The organism is Tolypothrix sp. VBCCA 56010, from assembly GCF_050875635.1.
Taxonomy (GTDB): domain Bacteria; phylum Cyanobacteriota; class Cyanobacteriia; order Cyanobacteriales; family Nostocaceae; genus Hassallia.
This window is the reverse complement of the sequence record NZ_JBPAOH010000032.1, coordinates 17324-37923: the sequence shown is the minus strand read 5'-3', so window position 1 is coordinate 37923 and position 20600 is coordinate 17324. Positions and strand designations below refer to the sequence as shown.

The window sequence follows — 20600 nt, the reverse complement described above, 5'->3', positions numbered from 1 at the left end:
TCTTGCACAGATTTTCTCACAAAGTGCAGAAAATTTTCAATTCATTACATTTACAGGATTCTAAAAATGAGAAACGTCGGAATTGCTTACCTACTTTGGCTAACTGGACTCCTTGGAATTGCTGGAACTCATCGCTTCTACAACGGGAAGTACGTCAGCGGAACTATTTGGCTATTTACGTTTGGTTTGTTTGGTTTTGGTCAACTTATCGATTTAGCGCTAATACCAGGAATGGTTGAAGAAAAGAATCTCAAGTACAGCACGCTTTACGGTTCCCCTATTACAAATAATCAGACTGTTGTGGTCAATGTGGCAGATTATATTACTCCAAGTGTAAGTGCATCTCAAGCTAGCCCAGCACAGTCTGACATTCAAATTATTCTCCAGTTAGCTAAAAACAGCAGTGGAGGTGTATCTGTTGCAGATTGTGTAATTGCTACTGGGAAACCGATTGAGGAAGTTAAAAAGACACTCTTAGAATTATCTGCTCAGGGTTTGCTAGAAGTAGCCAATCGTCAGGATACTGGCGCGATAGTCTACAGAATTGGATGAAATGACTGAGGATTGGGGAATTCAAACTTCCCTAATCCTCAACTTCTAATCCCTAGTCAAAATTTCTCCAATGAACTTCATTTTTGCTATGAAGTCCCAATAAATTAACGTAACTCCTCGTTTGAAACGTTAAATGGTTCCGACAATGAGACAAAAAGGAAAATTTTACATGAACACGATAAAAGATAAATTGACAACTTATCCAAAAATTATACCACTTGCAACCGCAGGATTAATCGGAATATTTGGTACTTGGTTTTACTTTTCGCCTTATCTTACTGTTTATGGAATGCAACAGGCAGCCCAAAGAAAAGATGCTACAGAACTGTCAAAACACGTTAACTTTCCTGCACTGAAAGACAACGTTAAATCAACTCTGCAAGCGCAAGTAGTCAAGGAAGTGAGAAAGCAGGGACAACAAGGCAACCCCTTTGCTTTATTAGGTTTAGGGCTGGCTGAATCATACATTAATTCTGTAGTAGACACGATGGTGTCCCCAGAAGGTATTTCAGAAATGGTGCAAGGAGAAACACCAGATTCGCAAAATAAAGATGCCAAACAGGCAACAAACTCAAATAAATCAGAAGTTAGCATGAGCTACGAATCTTTTAACAGTTTTGTTGTCCACGTTAAAAAGAAATCTGCTGAAAAAGGTAAAGTCAGCCTGGTATTTTTGCGCGATGGACTTGACTGGAAACTCTCTGCTATCCGTCTTGAAGATGTTTGAGAGACGCGAGGAACATCCCGTCTGGGTTGGGACTGAAGATTGCTAATTGCTCTTCGCGCGATTATTTTAGGCATTGAGTCCAGTTGTTGTAAAAACCTGCATTACTGGTCTAAAAAGTCTTGTCATATCTATGTTTTAGTCATTCGGGAGAAGTTAGGAGCATCTACTATTTGCCAATAAGTAATGGTACTGAAAATCAAGTATTACGGTAGATAAATGTATGCGGAGAATGAAATTTTGGTTAATAAGTATTCTGGGCGTGATTACTACCATTATCGGCGAAGGAATCCTAAAAAAAATTTTTGCAGTGTCACTGTGTGGAATTTTTGCCTTTAATTCAGGCTTGTGTAATGCTTATTTTCTTGACTATAGCCGTGCTAGCGCTCAAGAAAAAACGGGAATTAGCAACTCTAAAACTGCCGCTATTCAAATTATAAATGACTTCCGTACTCAAACAAATTCTAGTAATTGGAAACTTCAAAGAACAGAAGTTGCTGACCGTTTGGAACAGTTGATCCGCGATCCAAATAAGGTGTATCAAGGTAATCTGAATTTGTGCGGTCCGGCGGCATTTTTCAACGTCTGGTTAAAAATCGATCCAGAAGCGGTAGCCCGCTATGCGACAAAGTTATACGATGTGGGTGCTGGTGACGTTGGCACTATAAAAGTCAAACCCGATGATGATTTAGTCAACAAAAATTACCACTCAATTCCTGAGTTGTCAACTCCGCCAGCCGAGTGGATGATGTTAAGTTCTCTGCGAGACCAAGAAAATAATCTTTGGGACTATCAAGGCACACCAAGTGAGGATATTTCCGCAGCCACAAGTCCGGCAACTGTAGCCAAGTGGCTTGGGGCAACTGGTTCATACGAGACAGTTAGTGATGAAGGAAATTGGACTTTAACTAAGGGTTTGGAACATGCCAAGAAATTGAATCCAAGTTCCGAAGAAGATGTCATAATGTTAATCAACGCGCACGTATTGGATAAATATGGTAAAGCTGGGAAGAAAAAGTCTATTGACTTTATGACAAATTCATTCCCAAACCACTTTATTGTTCTCCTATCAAAGGTTAAAGAAGTGGAAGATAAGGTTTCATTTAAGTATTGGACTTGGGGTGAACCTTCCACACAGATAACACTGCCAGCGAATGTATTCAAAGCCAATTATTACGGTGCCGTAATTGCCAAGAGAAAGCAATCGAAGAAGCTAGCAGAACCGGAAAAACCAGCAAAAAAAGAAAATCTATGTAAATTGGAAAGCAATAAAAAACGCAAAGAGTGCGAACAGAAGGAGGGAAAAAGTTACGGCGACCCTCACTTAGTTACATTTGATGGTTTGAGATACAGTTTTCAGACAGTGGGAGAATTTACTCTAGCGAAATCCAACGATGGTGAATTTGAAGTTCAAGTACGACAAGCACCCGTCAATTCTTCTCTCTCCCTCAATAGTGCCGTCGCCATGAAAGTTGGTAGCGATCGCTTGGCGTTATATTCCAAAGATTTTCCTGATACAGATACCAGCACTCCCATACGAGTTAATGGGAAACCCGTAGTAATTCCAGGTGAGAAATTAGCATTACCTGGTAGTGGGGCGATCGCTAAAAATGGCAATACCTACGCAGTTGATTTCCCCACAGGTGAGAAAGTTGTAATTAGTCAAGCCACTGCTGGAGGTAATACCTATTTCAACGTTTCACCCTTTGTCTACAACCAACCAGGGAGATACAGCGGTTTACTGGGAAATGTCAACGGAAACCCCAATGACGACCAACAGGTTCGCGATGCAGGGAATGTTTTACAATCTAAGTCAACCTATGGTGATGTCAAGCAGGTGTTAACCCTAGTTGGGTTGAGAGTTCCCGGTGCCCTCGATGGCGGCGAAAAACTGTATTTTGACCAACTTTACAAGGAATTCGGTAACAGTTGGCGTGTAAAACAAGAGAAATCACTGTTTGATTATGCTTCTGGTAAGAACACAAAAAATTATGTAGACTCCAGTTTCCCAGATAAATACCTAAAACTGGAAATGCTCTCGCCACAACAAGTAGAAAAAGCGCGAAAACAGTGTACAGAAGCTAAAGTAGACCAAGATTTGATGGAAGGATGCATCTTTGATGTCGGTTTCTCAGGATTTTCTGAATTTGCTCGCACCACAGCGAAAATCAACGATTACGTAGAAACCATCAACAAACTTTCCCCTGGTTTTAACATTCCTACACCTGAACGGGCTATTAATAGTGTGATAGAAAAGGTTAAACCCAAAATTTGCTTACCTTTTGTAGGTTGTTTATAAAGAATTCTTTAGGGACTAATGGTAGGCAATTTTTGCCTACTCTACATATGGAAGAGCGAAAAAATTTGGGCGCTGGAAATGGCACGTATGAATGGAAAAACACCTTAATTAAGGATAATTACCCTTTTCACAAGAACCGCAAACTTTCTGACTCAAACTTTGGAACATCGCGCACTCTACAAGTGTTAATCCTATCAAAGTCTTATCTGTCAGGGATTGTAGCTTACTTTGCACGCTTGTGACACGCTCAGTCCGACTACGTTAAATTGCTGAAAACTATACAGGGCAGGGCTTTCTAGACCCGGAATGCAGATTTTTACACGTATCTGTGCTTAATGCCAACTGGACTTTAGTCTCAACTCCTGTGCAAAGCTTGAGCAGAGTTAATGCGCTGTTTATTTATCATATTTAGGCTATTTTGTCAAATTAATGTTCTACAGCAGATTTCGGCGCACCACAGGTAGTTGGTGTCTGCCAGGAACTGTGGGGAGTGCCAGCGGGCGGAGAGGCTGTGAGCAATACCTCACCTTTGTCATTAATTACCCAGCCAGTAGCTTCGACAATAGGTGCTGGCGTGGGGATAGTGGGTTTGGTAACAGTTTGACTCCTGCGGTTGTCACTACTTGGGTTAAGAGTCACCCAATCTACTCGAACTGTATCATTGTTGTTAAAAGCTTCTCTGGGGTTAAGTGGCAAGCCACCGCGTCCAGTGACAACAAACCTGCTTTGATTTTGACTTGCACCCGCAGTACAGCCAGAGGCTACCTTGGTATCAACTGGTACTGTTGGCAAGTTGATTAAGCCACTGTTGGGGTCAATATCCGGGGTGTTGATTTCGACTGTGCCGTTTACACCAAACTGGGAACTGGCAGTGATGTCGCTTGTTTGTGGGTTTTCTTCTTCTCGAAATTGAGTGCCGAAGACACCACTCGCGTTGATTTGGACTCTGCCACCAGACCCGGTGACAGCATTGGCGGTGATATCACTATTTTCATTAGGTACGGCAACGATGAATCCATTGGGGGAATTGATGGTGATATTACCCCCGTCTCCACCACCTTGTCCATCGCCCGCATTGGTAGATATCTGACTGTTGCGGCGTAAAAGTAGCAAGCCCTCATTTTGAATCGTAATGTTACCGCCTTGGGTGCTAGCGGTTTCTGCTGATAGAAAAGCTCTGTTATCTAACTTCAAACTGTCTGCTTGAATCTGAATGTTACCACCAATTCCAGTACCTCGACTGTCTACACTCACCCCTGCGCCATTTTCAATTAGCACAGTTCTGGGGTCGATGAAAATGCTGCCACCAGTGCCGGAACTTCCAACTTCAGTATTTGCAAATAAACCAGTATCTGCACCGGAAACTCTGAAGCGATCGCTTAAATTAACAGTGATATTTCCGGCATTTCCACTACCAGATGTGGTGGTTAGTAATTTGCCCCCACTAACTGCATCAAAAGTTGAAGCATCAATATTAATGTTGCCTGCATTACCTGTTCCCTGGCTTTGAGCAGTAATTTGACTGTTATTGTTGAGAGAGAGCGATCGCCCAGAAATACTGATTTGGGTTCCATTACCTGTAGCCGTTGATTCCACACTACTTTGAATCTGGCTATTGTTAGTAAGCGTTACCCTATCTTTTACTTGTGCGTTAATTCTACCTGCATTTCCCTGACCAGAGGTACTGGCTACCACTTTCGCGCCATCAGTTAAAGACAGCGACGAACCAGCAGTCAGATTGATCGTACCTCCCTGACCGATTGCCTGACTACCTAAGCCACTGGTAATAAAGCCATCGGTAAGCGCAATTGAATCACGAGCATTTATGTTTAAAAATCTTCCGGCACTACCTTGACCTGAACTATTAATTCCAATACTTGCGCCATTATTAATGCTTAAGTTGGTTGAGTTAATTTCTATACTGCCGCCATTGCCGGAACTTCCAGGAGCAGTATTTGCAAATAAACCAGTACCTGTACCAGAAAGGGAAAAGCGATCGCCTACTTTAACACGAATATTTCCGGCATTTCCACTACCTGATGTGGTGGTTTGTAGTTTGCTGCCACTAACTGCATCAAAAGTTGAAGCATTGATAATAACGCTACCGCCATCACTTGCAGAATTGGTTGTGGCATTTAAAGTCGCATTATTGCTAATTTCAAAGGCTTTGGTCGTGACTGCAATAATACCACCCTTGCCTGTATCAGAACTCGTTTGGGTCAACAGTCCACTCGAATCAGAAATGCTGACCGAACCATTTGGCGCATCAATATTAATGTTGCCCGCATTTCCCTGACCAGAGGTACTGGCTACGATCGCGCCATCAGTTAAAGACAACTCACCAGCATTCAGTTTGATTTCACCTCCCTGACCCACCGCCCCTGATTCCACAGTACTTTGAATCTGGCTATTGTTAGTAAGCGTTACCCTATCTTTTACTTGTGCGTTAATTCTACCTGCATTTCCCTGACCAGAGGTACTGGCTACCACTTTCGCGCCATCGGTTAAAGACAACTCACCAGCAGTCAGATTGATTTCACCTCCCTGACCAATTGCCTGACTACCCAAGCCACTGGTAATCAAGCCATCGGTAAGCGCAATTGAATCACCAGCCTTTATGTTTAAAAATCCTCCAGCACTACCTTGACCATTACTATTAATTCCAATACCTGCGCCATTATTAATGCTTAAGTTTGTTGAGTTAATTTCTATAGTGCCACCATTGCCTGAACTTCCAGCTTCAGTATTTGCAAATAAACCACTACTAGCGCTAACTGCTTCCACTCTTCTATTATATTTAGGTGGCTCCTCAGCATAATTTGGGTTGGTGCCTGATAAAACGATACCGTCACCTACCTTAAGCAAGATGTTACCCGCATTACCCCTACTTCGAGCAGTTGTGAGAATTTGTCCGCCATTAGAAAGCTCAACGACTTTGGCATTAACCATGATATCACCGCCCCGGAAGTCGCTTCTGGTGTCGGCTGCTATAACTGCCCCATCTAATACACGTAATTTACCAGTATTAATATTGATGTTACCTGCCGTACCCCTAGCCATCTCATCACTGAGCGTTGTTAACGTAGTATAAAAATAGGTTCCTGATCGATCCTGTCTTGGAGGTGAGAGTATTGGTTCTTTGCCAGAGATTTCCACTGTATCTTTAGCATCAATGTTAATATTGCCGGAGTTTCCACCACCCTTAGACGACTGAGCTGTAAGTTCAGAACCGTCAGTCACAAAAACAGATTGCCCGCTTATATTAATATCACCACCTTTGGCTTGACCCGCTAACTCGCCACCGACAGCACTAACAAGCAAGCTATTTTGAATAGATACATTCCCCGCAGATTTGACTGTAATATCTCCTGCCTTTCCTCCACCAGTTCCGCTTATCAGTGAGCTATTATCAGCTATGGATATAGAGTTGTTAGCAAATAGTGATATGCTTCCTCCATTTGCTTTTCCACCACCAGCTTGCAGATAAGCATTCTCTAATGAAATAGAGTCACCAGCCGAAAGTGATATATCTCCACCTCCGAGTCCTTGCTCGTTGTAAGTATATATCACTTTATCCAGAACGTTCGCATCCTCCCCAATTAAGGTGATTTTGCCAGTAGCAGAGAGTGATACATTTCCACCACGTCCCTGTCCGTTGCTAGTTGTATCTAGTGTTGTAGGTCTTTCTTTCCCATCGGGAACACTAGCGCGACTATCGACAAAAATCTCTCCTGCCTGAATACTGATGTTACCTGCATTTCCTATGGCATTTTCTTGAGTGCGCGTCGTTAACACAGTATTTTGGAAGTCCCCTGCGCGATCGCCACCCATCCCATCAATCCCATCAAATGGATCGTTGCCTGATATTTCCACTTTATCAACAGCGTTAATCGAAATATTTCCGGCTTTTCCACTACCCCTAGACAATCTAGCTGTTAATTCTGCCCCCTCAGTTACAGAAACAGAACGTCCGCTTATATTGATATCACCAGCATTAACGGTGATGTCGCTACCAACGTTAGTCGAAACCAAGCTACGTTTGATAGAGACATCACCAGGCGATTTGATTGTAATATTTCCTGCATTTCCTCCACCAGTTCCGGTTATTAACGAGCTATTGTCAGCTATGGATACATTGTTACCAATTAGTGATATGTTTCCCCCATTTGCCGTGTTGCTACCCGCTAGCAGATAAGCATTGGATAATAAAATAGAGCCAGCAGCAGAGAGTGATATATCTCCTCCCCCTCCGAGTCCTTGGCTGCCGTAGGTAGATATCACTTTATCCTGAATGTTGGCATCCTGTCCGATTAAAGTAATTTTGCCAGTAGCAGACAGTGATACATTTCCGGCACGTCCCTGTCCATTGCTACTTGTATCTAGTGCTGCAAAAATCTCATTACCATCGGGAACAGTAGCCCGATTATCGACGAAAATATCACCTGCTTGAATACTGATGTTACCCGCATTAGCCGTAGTACCAAGAGCACTCATATTGGTTATTCTGCTCAATTGATCGATTGTTACTACCCCTGTAGCATTGAGCGTAATATTTCCTGGCACAGAGGCAATTCCCGCTTCTTTGTTTAATCCAGCAGAAATCTTGCTACCTCCGGAAATATCAATGGAACGGGCAGTAATTCCTACACTACCCGCACCATTACCAGTCACATCAACTTTAGCAGCGTTTAATAGGGATACATCCGCTGTTGGTATATCCACAGGAAAAGTTAAGGAAAAATTGTTATTATTAACTTGAAGATTTACCGTTCCCCAAGCTGCTACTCCTGCCAACTCGACTCGACCATTTGCAGCTTGCAACAAGCCACCATCCAATCTCACGTCACCACCGACCAAGGCTAAGGTTTTTCCTGGCTCGACTTGAAGACCTACACTTTCACCGTTACTATTAGTTGCAACAGATTGACTTTGGATGCTTCCCGGATTCGCTCCAAATTGCAAACCAATGGGAACGCTGATGGTTAGCAAAGGTGTGCTTTGTCGAGCAGTTGCACTAAACTCAAAACCATCAGCAAACTTCAGACTACTAGCTGTACTTGCCAGAAATGAGCCACCAACATTCAAACTGGCATTTGGTCCAAAAACAATCCCCGACGGGTTAATCAAAAATAGGTTAGCCGCACCATTAGCGCGAATCAAACCATCAATATTAGAGATTGAACCACCTGTTACCCTACCAATAATGTTCTGAATATCAACAGCATTGTTGAAGAAAGCAGTGCCACCAGTAGGTACAGAAAACTGCCCAAAGCTGTGAAACAGGTTGCTTCCAGCTTGGGTTCCTCCAGTGATGTTAAAAGTGCTACCCTCTAGTTTTACACTGGAATTATTCGGTAGAGTGCCATCTGGTGTAATTTGAGCAACAGCAGAATTTGTAGAGAAGGCTAATGTCTGCGACACAGCGAGGCAGATCGCTCCCCCCACCATTAACCAACTTTCTCGCGCCACAAACCGACCGCAACAAAGCCACCTAGTCATCCTGGACATAGTAAACATAGAAAAAAGCAGTAGTTAATTTAGATACAGCATATAGCAAGTTGCTTGATAAATTTTTTCATTATTCTCGTCAATTATACTGCTTTCTCCGGCGATATCCGGCAAATTACTGATGAAGTTTTATTTATTATATCTAGTAATAAAGTTAACTGGACTAAATTTGGCTACCCACAGCTTACTTGATGAGCAACGAGGTTTGGGGCGTGCGTTGGCGCTAGTACACAACGGCGGAAATAAAGCTACCATCTAAAACACCCAAAAACCTTGTATTTCAAGCTTTTTGAATGAGCGAATTCCGCGTAAAGCCTTCTCTTCTCCCAAAGGGAGACGCTACGCGAACGAGAGGCTTCGCCAACGGCATAGCTGAGTCCTTCGGACACGCTACGCGAACGCTTAACGCTTCTCCTTCTCAATCGCGGAGACGCCGAAGCGATTGAGAAGGAGAAGCGGCACTAGCTTCTTCTACCAGTACTATAGCCAATTTCCCACAAGAACGTAGGGTGCCCAAAACATTGGACGTTGGTATCTAGGATTTTGCAACAAAGCTAGTTGAGCGTGACGAAGTGCTTCAGCTTTAGTTATAGTGGGCGTTAAGGCTAATTCTTGGTAAAACTGGCTCATGAGCATGGCGGTAGACTCATCGTCTACGTTCCACAAGGAAGCAAGGGTACTGCGTGCGCCAGCGCGGACAGCTACCCCAGCTAATCCTAAAGCAGCTCGATTATCCCCATTTGCCGTCTGACAGGCACTTAGGACTAGCAATTCGACTGCTGAGGGTTTGTTTTCCTCTCTAATTCGCAGAAAGTCACTTAACTCGTTGACCTTAATCTGCTTATCCCATGCGACAATAAACGTCTTGTCAGCGTTGGAACTAAACTGTCCGTGGGTTGCCAAGTGAACTACCTTAAAAGGCAGCGATTTCATCTGTTTTTCCAGCGCCTGCGAGGTAAACTGCTGATTGAGAAGCACCTGCGTTCCTACTTGTGACTGAATCTGTTTTAACTCGCGTTCTACGTTAGGTAATGCTGAAAACCCTAAACGTGCCTCACTCAGTCCGGCTGTTAGCGCCTGCAATCGTTTTCTTGGTAAGGGTTTGGGGTCGAATAGCTGTAAACCGGGGGAAAGAGAGATCGCATACTTTTCCAGCAAATATTGTTTACCGTCGTAAAGTGATGCCATCGGTACATTCCGCAATGCACCATCTAACACAAACACCAAGGTTTTCACTTTATTTTCGGCTAAGTCTGCCTCCTCCGGTCGAATTAACCAATCATACACCCGCCCGGATAAAGATTGAACCATTCGCTGCGTGTGGGGTTGGGTGATGTTTTCACGCAGTTGCGATAACGTGCTTTCCACTTCAAGCTTAACTATATTAGTAGCGTAGTGCTTGAGGTTCTTTTGCCCAGGCAACTTGAGAATAACCTCTAAGCGGTCTGGTAAAATAATTGGATAGAGAACTGCTGCCGTCTGGTCAAGTTCGGCAACTTGGTCAATCTCTACCTTGGCAGTTAAACAAGCTTGCCGAAAGAAGTTGTCTAGTTCTGCCAATTGTAGAGATTCAATCACATTCCGAGCTTGCTTGAGATTGTCTGGTGGTAGTTCAGTGTTTCCTCCAGCTTGCAACAGCAATTCAACTAACTCGCGATACACCGGTTCTACATTTTCCCGAAAGGAAAACTGAATTTCTGGATTGATGGCGACTAAATCGCTACGTAGGGACTGGAGGGTTTTGATAGCTTGGGAATAGTACGAAATTGCAAGCTTTGTGTCTCCTTTAGTTTTAAGTAAACGTCCCAACTGCCATTCCCACTGATAACCAATGTCCGACGCTTCAATACTCTGCGCTATGAATAAAGCTTTCTCTGTCAGGTTTTTAGCATCGGTGAATTGTCCGGTTTGTTCGTACAACCAGCCGAGAGTGCCTTTAGCATAAGATTCTGCTCGCTTGTCTTCTAAACTTTGCGCCTGTTCAACGGCTTTTGCTAAAAGTTGGGCAATATCTAGCCATGAGGAAGTGTCTGTGGTAAACTTCTGTTTTAGTCTCGCTAAATTCTGAGCAAAGTTAATTCGAGCATAGACTGCCATCCGACTAGGGGGCAACTTGCTAATTTCTGACTGAATTTGGGGCGATAACGCAACCGCAGCACTCCATTGCTTTGTTTCTAAAAGAAAGCTAAATTGATTCAGCAGCAGCTGGATACGCGTGCTTGGGGGAACGGATACAGCAGCAGCCTGTTTATAAAAATCTAAAGTAGCTTGAGTGTCTCCTTGGACACGAGCTGTATTGGCTAGACTAAGTAGAGCTTCAGTCTTTTCTTGATTTGCTCCCAAAGATGAAGCCACTTCTAGGCTGTGCTTCAAAACCAGCCGGGATTCATCTAAATCACCAACTACTCGCAAGACATCGCCGAGACTACGCAGTCCTGTGGCTTTCAAAAGTGAGTCTGGAAGGCTTGTGAGGCTTTGCTGAACTTCGGTGAGAATCTTTCTAGCTTGAGGGTAAAGCCCCAAAACTTGCAAAGCTTTCGCCGAGTTAATGCGATTTCGGGTGAATTTATCCTTATAGCCTATTTGCGTATAAATATCAGCGGCTTGTTGCCAAGTTGTGAGCGCAGCTTCTGCTTGTCCCCTAGCTAATTGCCAGCGCCCTTGAACATCCAGGGTTTGGGCTAGGATTTCAGCACGCTGTTTTGAGTTATTTAAACTTTGTAATAACTTCAGAGATGACGCGATCGCCTCAAGTGCCTCTGTCCAGCGTCCCAATTCTTGATAAGCTAAGGACAGATTGCTCAAGGTCATCGCTTGCTGTAGTTTATCACCATTGGCAGCGTAGGTTGCGTTCTGTTGTTGCAAAATCTTGACTGCATCACCAAACCGTTGGGCTGAGTACAACGCTTCGCCTTGTAATACCACATTTTCCGTATTGGGCAAATCTGAAGCCAGCGAGTTTTCTGCAACCATCTGGGCGGTGCTGGGCAAAATTGCCGTCACATTGAACAGCGCCACAAGTATGATTACGCTGGCACGGCGTTGCGCTGTTGCCTGCAACTGCCTGAGTTTGCGTTGGACTCTCCGCCAAAATTCACCGAATCTATCTACCATATTTCCGCTATTTTGTCAAATTAAGGTTTACGCTTCAGTGTTGAATAACGCTCTTATTTGTTGTCATTAACGCTCTTTGTGTCGCTCTATTATTAAGCATATTAATGAGCGCCTATATCAAAGATTTGGCTATCCGGTTGCCCGCAGTGTCAGTCCTCTACGCTCTTTGTGTTGCCCAAAGTTTTCCGCGCCTGCTCTTTGATATAAGTAGGATGCTCATTACATCGACTTAAAGCTTAACGACATTAAGAGTGCGATAGCACGACAAATAAGAGCGTTATCTGACAGATATGTTTAGTTCGAGCGTCTTTTGCTTGAAGAACGTCCGCTCTTGTTCGACTACACCACGCACACAGTTGACAGCTTTAATATATACGGTTAGCGTTGCCCTAATGAGAAACGAAACGTTTCCCTGAATAATCACGCGTTCGTAACGAAGCGCAATCCCACTATATAATGTATATGCAATTTTATACATATTTACTTTTGTACAAAAATGCAATTATATTAATATACATAATTGAAAATGTGTATTAGCGTTATTGTACAATAAATAATTTGTGCTCTACGTTTAATGTAATGCAACTTTTCTCAACTCCCACACTTGTGACATTGGGCTTGGCAGGGGGTCAGGGCAAGTCAACCGTCGCCCTGATGCTAGGTCGATATCTAGGACGATTGGGAATTCCAGTACTGTTCATTGATGCTGACCCGCAGTCATCGCTTACTAGTTTTTTAGGGGTCAAGGTGCAGCCAAATACCCCTACCCTGCTGGAGGTAATCACCACTACGGAAGAAAAAACACCCCTTGTAAATGCGATCGCCCCAGTACCAAATGTCCAACTTGACAACCGCACTATCAGTAACGCCAACTTATTTTTGATACCTTCAGACGATGGCTTAGAAAATGCCAACTACAAGCTTGCATCCAGCGGGATTAGTTTGTTTATCCTGAGAAATCGCTTGCAAGCCATTGCCAACAACTTTGGGGTAATAATTGTAGACCCACCACCTGAGCGATCGCACCTTGCCCAAACTTCTCTGGGTGCGGGGGATAAATGGATAATCCCCGCAGAAGCCAACGTCAAGGGAGTGCAGTCGTTGGTGAGAACTTTGGAATTGGTAAAAGAATTTCAGCCAGCTTTACCATACGGTGAACTATTGGGAGTCGTACCCTTTCGCGCCAAATGGACGGGTGTAAACCCCACAAAAGCCACTAAAACCAGTATCACGCTCATGGGTGAAATTGTGGGGAAAGATTTGATGTTGCCCCACCTGCTCGAATCTGATGTATATAAAAATGCTATCAACCAACGGGTATCACCAAGCGATTTAGGACAACCGGGATTGGAATATCCAATTTCAGTATTGGCGCAGAAGCTAAAACCAGCATTAGCCGAACAGTACGCCAAACTTATCCCAACCGAAACAGTGTAATTTATAGTACCAGGAGTTACCCATGAGCCTTTTAGACGAGATTCGCAGTCGTGCTAATCAACCGACTGTTCCCCCACGCCAAGATGTATTGCAGCAACCGACTACTGACACTTTAACAGAACTGAGTGCAACTTCAGGAGTGCAGCAACCAACCGAAGTATCGGAACTTAAACGCCTAGAAGAATTACTCGCCAACTTTCCAGAAATTGCTGCTAGAATACCCGTGCGGTTAGAAACTCCAATTAAAGACGAACTCGACGAATTGTGCAACCGAGAAAAAGTCACAATCGAAACATTACTCGAAGCATTTTACGTAACTTGTAAGGACAAGGAATCCGTGATGAAGCAAGTTACTCTAGAAGCTAAGAAGCGGTTGAAAAGTCGGAAGGAGGCGGGTAATATTCGTTCCAGTCTTACCAAACTGAATAATTTGACGCGCAAATAGGAAGTAATAAAAACAGCTCCGAAGAAGGGGAAATACTCTACTCTGCCGATCCTTCCCCCCTTGAAGCGATCAACTTGCGTCCCTTGTAAAAGCAACACAAGTACTTGTGCCAGTAATGAGTGCAACGCATGAACGCACAAGTAGGGTTGTGCAATGAAGAAGGATTTTTTAGCCAACTTGTAGGTAATTTATATGCTATTGGTGAGTGAGTCTCCATCAGTTTGTGGGTTTATAGCTAAAACTAATTTTTTAATTTGGCTCAAACGCGCGCACCGGAGCGATCGCCGTTTCTAAAAGGTTGGCACGTTCGGCATCATCGGAAACTTTGGCTATATATGTAGCAATCGTGTAAGCAATTTGTCCGTTACGTATAACTGTGCCAGCGATTGTGACACAGCTACGTACCAGCGACACAAATGCTATTAAGTAAATATACTCTGTTTACTTTTAACTTGACTAACTAACAAAGAAACAAAGTTACAAAATACCAACTTGGATTGTTTGTATAAGATTGATAAATCACGACTTGGTAATCATTATTTTGTAGTATCCCCACAAATTAAAAAAAAATTGCTACCGTAGTCAAGATAGTACCTGTGTATTATTATAGATGTCAAAAAGATAACTGGAAATGAATGCTAGTTATCCGATAAATTAGCAGGGTACGCGTTTCTTATCTGATACAACTTGACTTCCCACAACATAGCAACAATTTTTAGTGACAAATTAAATAATGTTAATTTCCGACAATCTACGCGATATTTTTCTTTCGCACCGCTCCACAAACAAAGATTTTGTGCGACCACTTGCCGCAGATATCGAAGCCATATCGTTCCAAGAACGAAACCTTTTAACTTGGTTGGATGAAGCAGAAATCCGTCCGGGACAAAGTATACCAGGTATGGTCAACGATGGCTTGGAAAAAAGCCGTTTTATCGCACTAATCATGACCCCTGACTACTTTAATAGCGAAAGCGGGTGGACGGAAGCCGAATGGCACGCCGCACTACACAACGACCCAGACAATCGCAAAGCACGCATTATTCCCATCCTTGCTGCCGATTGCCCTTATATTCCCTATCTTCTACGCCACCTCAAAGCAATTGATTTGCGCGAGAAAAATTATGAACGCGGGCTGAAAGAACTTATCGCTATATTGCGCGACGAACCTCTTCCCCGACCGATCGCAAATCGCGGGCAACTAGTTACTGCTGGAGGAAAAATCGAGCGCAGCAGTTTGATTGCCGAACGTGCTGTTATCCAAGGCGACCCCGATACAATTTCAGAAAAGTTGTACTGTAACCTCTTACCTATCGAACGTCTGCCGCAATATGTGTATGTAGCCCCAATTGCCGAAACATTAATTGATACCCGAACCGACGGAAGCCCTATATTTCCGTCCAAAGCCAAATTAAAAGAAGTCATCCGCACCGCACAGGAGGAAACAGGAGTAGAAAATTCATACATGCCTGCATTTCGGGTTTTTGAAGGTCAAATCGTTACTTTTCACGATTTACAATCATCTGAAAGCCCGTTTGCAGCTGTTATCAACGATAGTGCTATCGAGTCGATTCTTACATCAGACTTACTTTCAGATGCAGAGGAGAGAAAGCTAGTTATTTCTCTCCTCAATATGTGTTTAGACCGTCACGCACATCGAATTGGCTTAGTTATTGATGAAATTAAATCGCGCAGATTTTACTTCCCACCCAATAAAGATGGTAATGCCAACGTAATTACATGGATGCCCAATCGCAAGAAAGCCACGCGCACTGTAGCCAAACCATGTATCGACAAACAAGGGCAAACTAAAGCCAAATCTAGTACCGACCAACAAGAAAAAATCATATTTTGGCGGCACTTAGGCGCTTACCTCAAAATTGTCTTTCTTGCTAACAAGTTATATTTGCAAATTGTCCCAACTTGGGTACTTACAGAAGATGGCGTTCAAGTCAAAACAGGTCCTAAAGTCGGTCCAATCGTTATCAAATGGACGGGAGCCGAACGCAATTTACAAGTTCTTTACCATGTCCGCTTCTGGGCAACGGTATTGCGAGCCAAATCAATAGGGCAAATAATCCAAGTCTGGGCTGGCGAACAATCTATTGAAATATCAGTTGTACCTGCGTTCGTACAGCAAGCATTCGGTATCGAACACGACCGAAAAAATTTGATGGAAGAGTTAGACCAAGCGGCTTGGTTGTTGGCAGAAGAGGAAGAGGAATTAGCAACGGAAGACATAGAAGCCATTATCAATGCAGGTGTTGATATCACTAGTGAAGAAGATTTCTTCACACTTGACGATTCAGACGAGGAAGATTTTTTAGAAGATGAATAATAAAGGATTATCCAAACTTCACAACCGCAACTTACGCCTACGCAGTCCAAACTTTGAATCGGGAATCATCTCCGAACCTCTTATAACATTTGGCGGGCGGCACGAACACATTGATCCGAAAGTGGGATTGGCACTCTACGGTCCATACAGCCTAGTCGGACAATCTCGACCGTCGCTGTCTAGTATCATCATTGGTATTGTCGGTCCGCCCGATATGGTTGCCGATGCCGAACAATGGCTGCGTGGCTGCCAAGGTATGCTGACCAATGATGGCAGCGAACCGTTTCTTTATCCCCACTTTCCAGGATTTAATGCAGAATTACCATTCCAGTGCGAACTCATTTTTGGCGAGACTTGGCGCGAAACAATCAAAAAAGAGAAATTTCAAGAGGCTATAGATGCTGATAACTTCTACGAACGTCTAAAACGGGTTATCAAACTCTATACTCAAGCAATCGAGGTCTTAGCAGAACGCGAACCTCGTCCGCAAGTCATTCTCTGCTGCATTCCCCAAATCGTCATCGATTATTGCACGGTTCGCATCAAAAAAGGAGGAGAAGTCAAGCGCGTTAAATTAACCAAATCTGAACGCCGAAGTCTTAAAGCAGTACAACTTGGTCAATTACCCCTTTTCCCAGAAATGAATCCAACGCTGGGTGTCGAAGACATCGAAGACGGGCATCAAAACCTGCGCCGGGGGCTAAAAGCTGAAGCAATGCAGTACGGAATTCCCACCCAGCTTGTATGGCCAGGTACTTTACAACTTATCGATACTGCTACTGCATCTAACAAACGGAAATTACAGGATGTCGCCACACGGGCTTGGAATTTTTCCACCGCACTTTACCACAAAGCCGGCGGCACTCCCTGGCGATTAGCAGATATCGACCCCGGTGTTTGCTACGTCGGTGTTTCCTTTTACAAAGAGGTGTCCGAAACCGATCCTCGCATCCGCACCTCGATGGCACAAGCGTTCACCTCCGCAGGCGATGGATACGTTTTGCGAGGAAATCCGTTCGAGTGGGATGCATCAAAAAACGGTCGTTCGCCGCACTTAGACCAAACATCTGCTGCTGCGTTGATGCAAGATGTGATTGACTTGTACCGCAAACAAAACCGCGATAACCTTCCCCGACGCATTGTTGTCCACAAAACCTCGCGTTATTGGGAAGAAGAATTGGCTGGATTCAAAGATGCGTGCCAATCGATTTCCCAAGTTGATTTTGTTACTCTCGGCTGGCGGCAGATTCAATTTTATCGACTGGGCGACTACCCGCCAATTCGCGGCACGTACATTAAATTCAGTGCCGAAAATTTACTATTGTACACCTCCGGTTACAGCCCGTTTCAACGCACTTATTGCGGACCGCGAGTTCCTCATCCGCTTGAAATCCTCGAACATCACGGCGATAGTTCCTGGGATGTGATTTTAAAAGAAATCTTAGCGCTTACTAAAATGAACTGGAACACCGCCGACTTTGCGTGCAGCGACCCCGTAACCACCGCTTTTTCACAACGAGTTGGTCACATTCTTGCCGAGTTACCCTCCAAGCTACCAATGCGATATGAATACCGTTACTACATGTGAACAACCAATGCTTACTCCTCAACCCCAGCGATCGCAGCCAGCACGCTCGGCATATTGCTCTAATTCTTGGCGCAACAATTCCAGTTCGTTACGCAGTTGGGGTTCCTCGCACCAATTCTTCTCGTGCGCGACAGGATTTACATGCGGTGGGCGCTGCGTCTCCCACGCTTGTAATAAAGGATGCCACTTGGAAAGAAACGGACGCAACCCACGATTGAGGACAGCAAGCGCAATTCCACCAACCGAGTACGGTGCTGTCCCAACAGATAATCCTGCTTCCTTAAGAACATCGCGTGTCGTTTTAAACAAACTATGCAGCGATAATAGTGCTTCGCGGAGCAACCCGGGGTGCGAGTTCTGCTTCCAACGGTTGCAGCGATATTCTAGTCGCTAGTTCAACATATAAAGACCACGCCGCTTTCCGTTCGGTTGGGTCGGATGTCCATTCTGCCGAACCAAGCCCAAACGGAAGGCTTACAGATACTTTTGCGTTCTTTGGCAGGGACTCTACTTGACATTAGTATTCCCTCCTAGATTTGCATAGTCTGAATGCGATCGCACGCCGAAATCTCACTGATTTAATCAACAACGACATACAACATAGTACGCTTTTACTAAGGTAGTATACTACAACGTGTTCAGGATAGCTGCCCTATGGAAGAACTTACAGTTAAGTTAAGAATACTACTGCAACTAGTAAATGATTGGTTGAAATTTGCAGAAACAAAGAATGCGGTGCTACTTGCTTTTTCAGGCACAGGTATTACATCAACTCTCAAAGAACAATCAGTTAATGTCAAAGATTACAATGTTACAATTTTCGGTGGTGACGTAACTTTTACAGCCGTTCAGGAGATTTGATGGCAAGCACAATAACTACACTCGTTTCTTACACATATATAAATATTTAATTCACTCGTAGTACGGTGACATAATATCAAAAATGATATCAACCTCAGCAACGCTGAGGAGGATCTTTTCACCCATCAAAAAAACCTTTATTTGGGGTTGCGCCTTTTCCCCACACGAGATGCTAACTTATTAGTTAACTCCAACTGATACTGATTTTTGTTATCTTCATACGCCAAAATCACCCTTGGGTCGGCATGTCGGCTGAGATGCTGCACCTTGCGGTAATCACCATGAGCCAAATCCAAAGCATCCGTAATGCCCGAATGCCGAATCCGGTGCGGACTCATCCGCTTGCGAATACCCGCACGTTCGCATACCTTCCTCACAATTGCATACAACCCATCCCCTGTCAGCTGATGTCCAGAATTGTGGAAATCCAAAGCAATAAACAACGGGTCGCTGGGCTTCAAATTATAACGACATCCCAACCAATTAGAAATAGAGTCTGCCACCATCTCATTTAAATCCACCACTGTATCATCGTTACCCTTTCCCTTCCCATATATCCGTAATGTCGAAGAGTGGTAATCAAAATCCCCCACCTTCAACTTAGCTATTTCACAACGCCGAAGCACATTTGACCAAAATAGTAAAAACAGCGCGTAATCCCGCTGACCCTTCACACTTGTTAAATCAATAACATCAAATACTTTGTTATATTCATCCACACCAACACCTGAAGTATCCCTATACTTCGTCACACGCATAGACTCAATCCGGTCGGTATCGAACCGATACTTGCACCGCTTCAAATTCCTGCCAGCCTTAATTAGATACTTAATCGCCGCCAAATAGCGATTAATCGTCGCAGACTTCCTACCGGAGCTAACCAAATAATTCTTGAACTTCAAAATTAAAGTATTCGCCGACTCCTCATCCAACCCCCAAAACTCCGTAACATCACTCCTAGTCGGTTCTCTATTTAAAAAATATTGAAAAAACAACTTAATATTCCCAGCGTATCCCCGTTGCGTAGTATGAGCCTTTTGCTGCAACTCACTCAGAAAGTCACTTGAAAATTGCAACTCACCAGCTAGAGCCGCAAGCTGCCCCCCTTGATGAGTAATTGTACCTTGAGTATTTATATTGAGCATGAGTTAAATAATGCGTTAATGACAATGCATGTTTTCGTTAACGTCTTATATTAAATAGCATACCCCAACCGTCCAAGTACGAAACCCCTTGAATAACGAACATACGTATAGATTTGACACTGACAGCAGCACTCTCAAAACTCCCTCTTTTCGGGTATACGTGTAATAAGTGTTTATTTTTACTGTTAATTGGTCAAATATTGCACAAACTGCTCTTAATCCTTGTATAAATATTTTCTCTTCATTACTCAAAAAATACCTGTTGTAATAACGGGTGCTTTACTTTTTTGCATGACTGCTTTTTGCCAAAAGGGATACACCCGCGCATGTCCAATATTTACTTTTGAAGGCTGACGCGCGTGCACTCGTCGGCACGAGTGCAGTGGCAAACTGCATGGCGCTCTGTTTTAGCCGGGATCGAGAACGGAATACTGACTCTAATTTCAGCAAACCCTTGCAGCTTTATTGGTTTCACTCTGCTTACTGTGAAAAATATTAATTCTGTTATTATTGCTATCCATACAAAATTAATATTTTTGATCGCGGCTCTTTCCCCACTCGAAAAATCTCTCATCCAAGCAGGTTGGAG

The 20600-nt window shown here is 43.7% G+C and carries 12 protein-coding genes and 1 pseudogene; 8 read left to right on the top strand and 5 right to left on the bottom strand.

Going from position 1 to position 20600, the window contains the following annotated elements:
* The first annotated feature begins 66 nt into the window (after nt 1–66).
* The 3 genes from AABK37_RS13640 to AABK37_RS13630 all read left to right on the top strand — a co-directional run bounded on the left by AABK37_RS13640 (nt 67) and on the right by AABK37_RS13630 (nt 3575).
* Complete coding sequence (locus tag AABK37_RS13640) at nt 67–552, top strand: TM2 domain-containing protein (RefSeq protein ID WP_432552100.1); 486 nt, start codon at nt 67–69, stop codon at nt 550–552.
* A 169-nt stretch (nt 553–721) separates the two neighbouring features.
* Nucleotides 722–1279: a DUF2939 domain-containing protein gene (locus tag AABK37_RS13635; RefSeq protein WP_432552099.1), complete on the top strand. Its 558-nt coding sequence runs from the start codon at nt 722–724 to the stop codon at nt 1277–1279.
* Nucleotides 1280–1499: 220 nt separating this feature from the next.
* The gene (locus AABK37_RS13630) at nt 1500–3575 is read left to right on the top strand and encodes a VWD domain-containing protein (protein WP_432552098.1); all 2076 of its coding nucleotides are present in this window, start codon (nt 1500–1502) and stop codon (nt 3573–3575) included.
* Nucleotides 3576–4001: 426 nt separating this feature from the next.
* On the opposite strand, the gene AABK37_RS13625 is transcribed toward AABK37_RS13630, so the two are convergent.
* Complete coding sequence (locus AABK37_RS13625) at nt 4002–9074, bottom strand: filamentous hemagglutinin N-terminal domain-containing protein (RefSeq protein ID WP_432552097.1); 5073 nt, start codon at nt 9072–9074, stop codon at nt 4002–4004.
* A 489-nt stretch (nt 9075–9563) separates the two neighbouring features.
* On the bottom strand, nt 9564–12197 hold the full coding sequence (locus AABK37_RS13620; RefSeq protein WP_432552096.1) for a CHAT domain-containing protein: 2634 nt from the start codon (nt 12195–12197) through the stop codon (nt 9564–9566).
* A 579-nt stretch (nt 12198–12776) separates the two neighbouring features.
* Here AABK37_RS13620 and AABK37_RS13615 point away from each other — a divergent pair.
* Complete coding sequence (locus AABK37_RS13615; RefSeq protein WP_432552095.1) at nt 12777–13634, top strand: ParA family protein; 858 nt, start codon at nt 12777–12779, stop codon at nt 13632–13634.
* Between the two features lie 22 nt (nt 13635–13656).
* Entirely contained in the window at nt 13657–14079 is a 423-nt protein-coding gene (locus AABK37_RS13610) for a hypothetical protein (protein ID WP_432552094.1), read from the top strand.
* A 249-nt stretch (nt 14080–14328) separates the two neighbouring features.
* Here the strand turns inward: AABK37_RS13610 and AABK37_RS13605 are convergent, their stop codons facing one another.
* Nucleotides 14329–14493, bottom strand: a complete 165-nt coding sequence (locus tag AABK37_RS13605; protein WP_432552093.1) for a hypothetical protein — start codon at nt 14491–14493, stop codon at nt 14329–14331.
* Nucleotides 14494–14812: 319 nt separating this feature from the next.
* Here AABK37_RS13605 and AABK37_RS13600 point away from each other — a divergent pair, with 319 nt between their 5' ends.
* Both AABK37_RS13600 and AABK37_RS13595 read left to right on the top strand, forming a co-directional pair.
* Nucleotides 14813–16417, top strand: a complete 1605-nt coding sequence (locus AABK37_RS13600; RefSeq protein WP_432552092.1) for a toll/interleukin-1 receptor domain-containing protein — start codon at nt 14813–14815, stop codon at nt 16415–16417.
* The gene (locus AABK37_RS13595) at nt 16410–18005 is read left to right on the top strand and encodes an argonaute/piwi family protein (RefSeq protein ID WP_432552091.1); all 1596 of its coding nucleotides are present in this window, start codon (nt 16410–16412) and stop codon (nt 18003–18005) included. The genes AABK37_RS13600 and AABK37_RS13595 overlap by 8 nt, the downstream gene beginning before the upstream one ends.
* Before the next feature lie 11 nt (nt 18006–18016).
* Here the strand turns inward: AABK37_RS13595 and AABK37_RS13590 are convergent.
* Nucleotides 18017–18507, bottom strand: a pseudogene (locus tag AABK37_RS13590) (hypothetical protein).
* A gap of 152 nt (nt 18508–18659) precedes the next feature.
* Between AABK37_RS13590 and AABK37_RS13585 the strand changes: the two are divergent.
* A complete protein-coding gene (locus AABK37_RS13585) occupies nt 18660–18866 on the top strand; it encodes a hypothetical protein (protein ID WP_432552090.1) in 207 nt (68 codons plus the stop codon).
* A gap of 137 nt (nt 18867–19003) precedes the next feature.
* On the opposite strand, the gene AABK37_RS13580 is transcribed toward AABK37_RS13585, so the two are convergent.
* Entirely contained in the window at nt 19004–20011 is a 1008-nt protein-coding gene (locus tag AABK37_RS13580) for a tyrosine-type recombinase/integrase (protein WP_432552089.1), read from the bottom strand.
* Nucleotides 20012–20600: the final 589 nt, after the last annotated feature.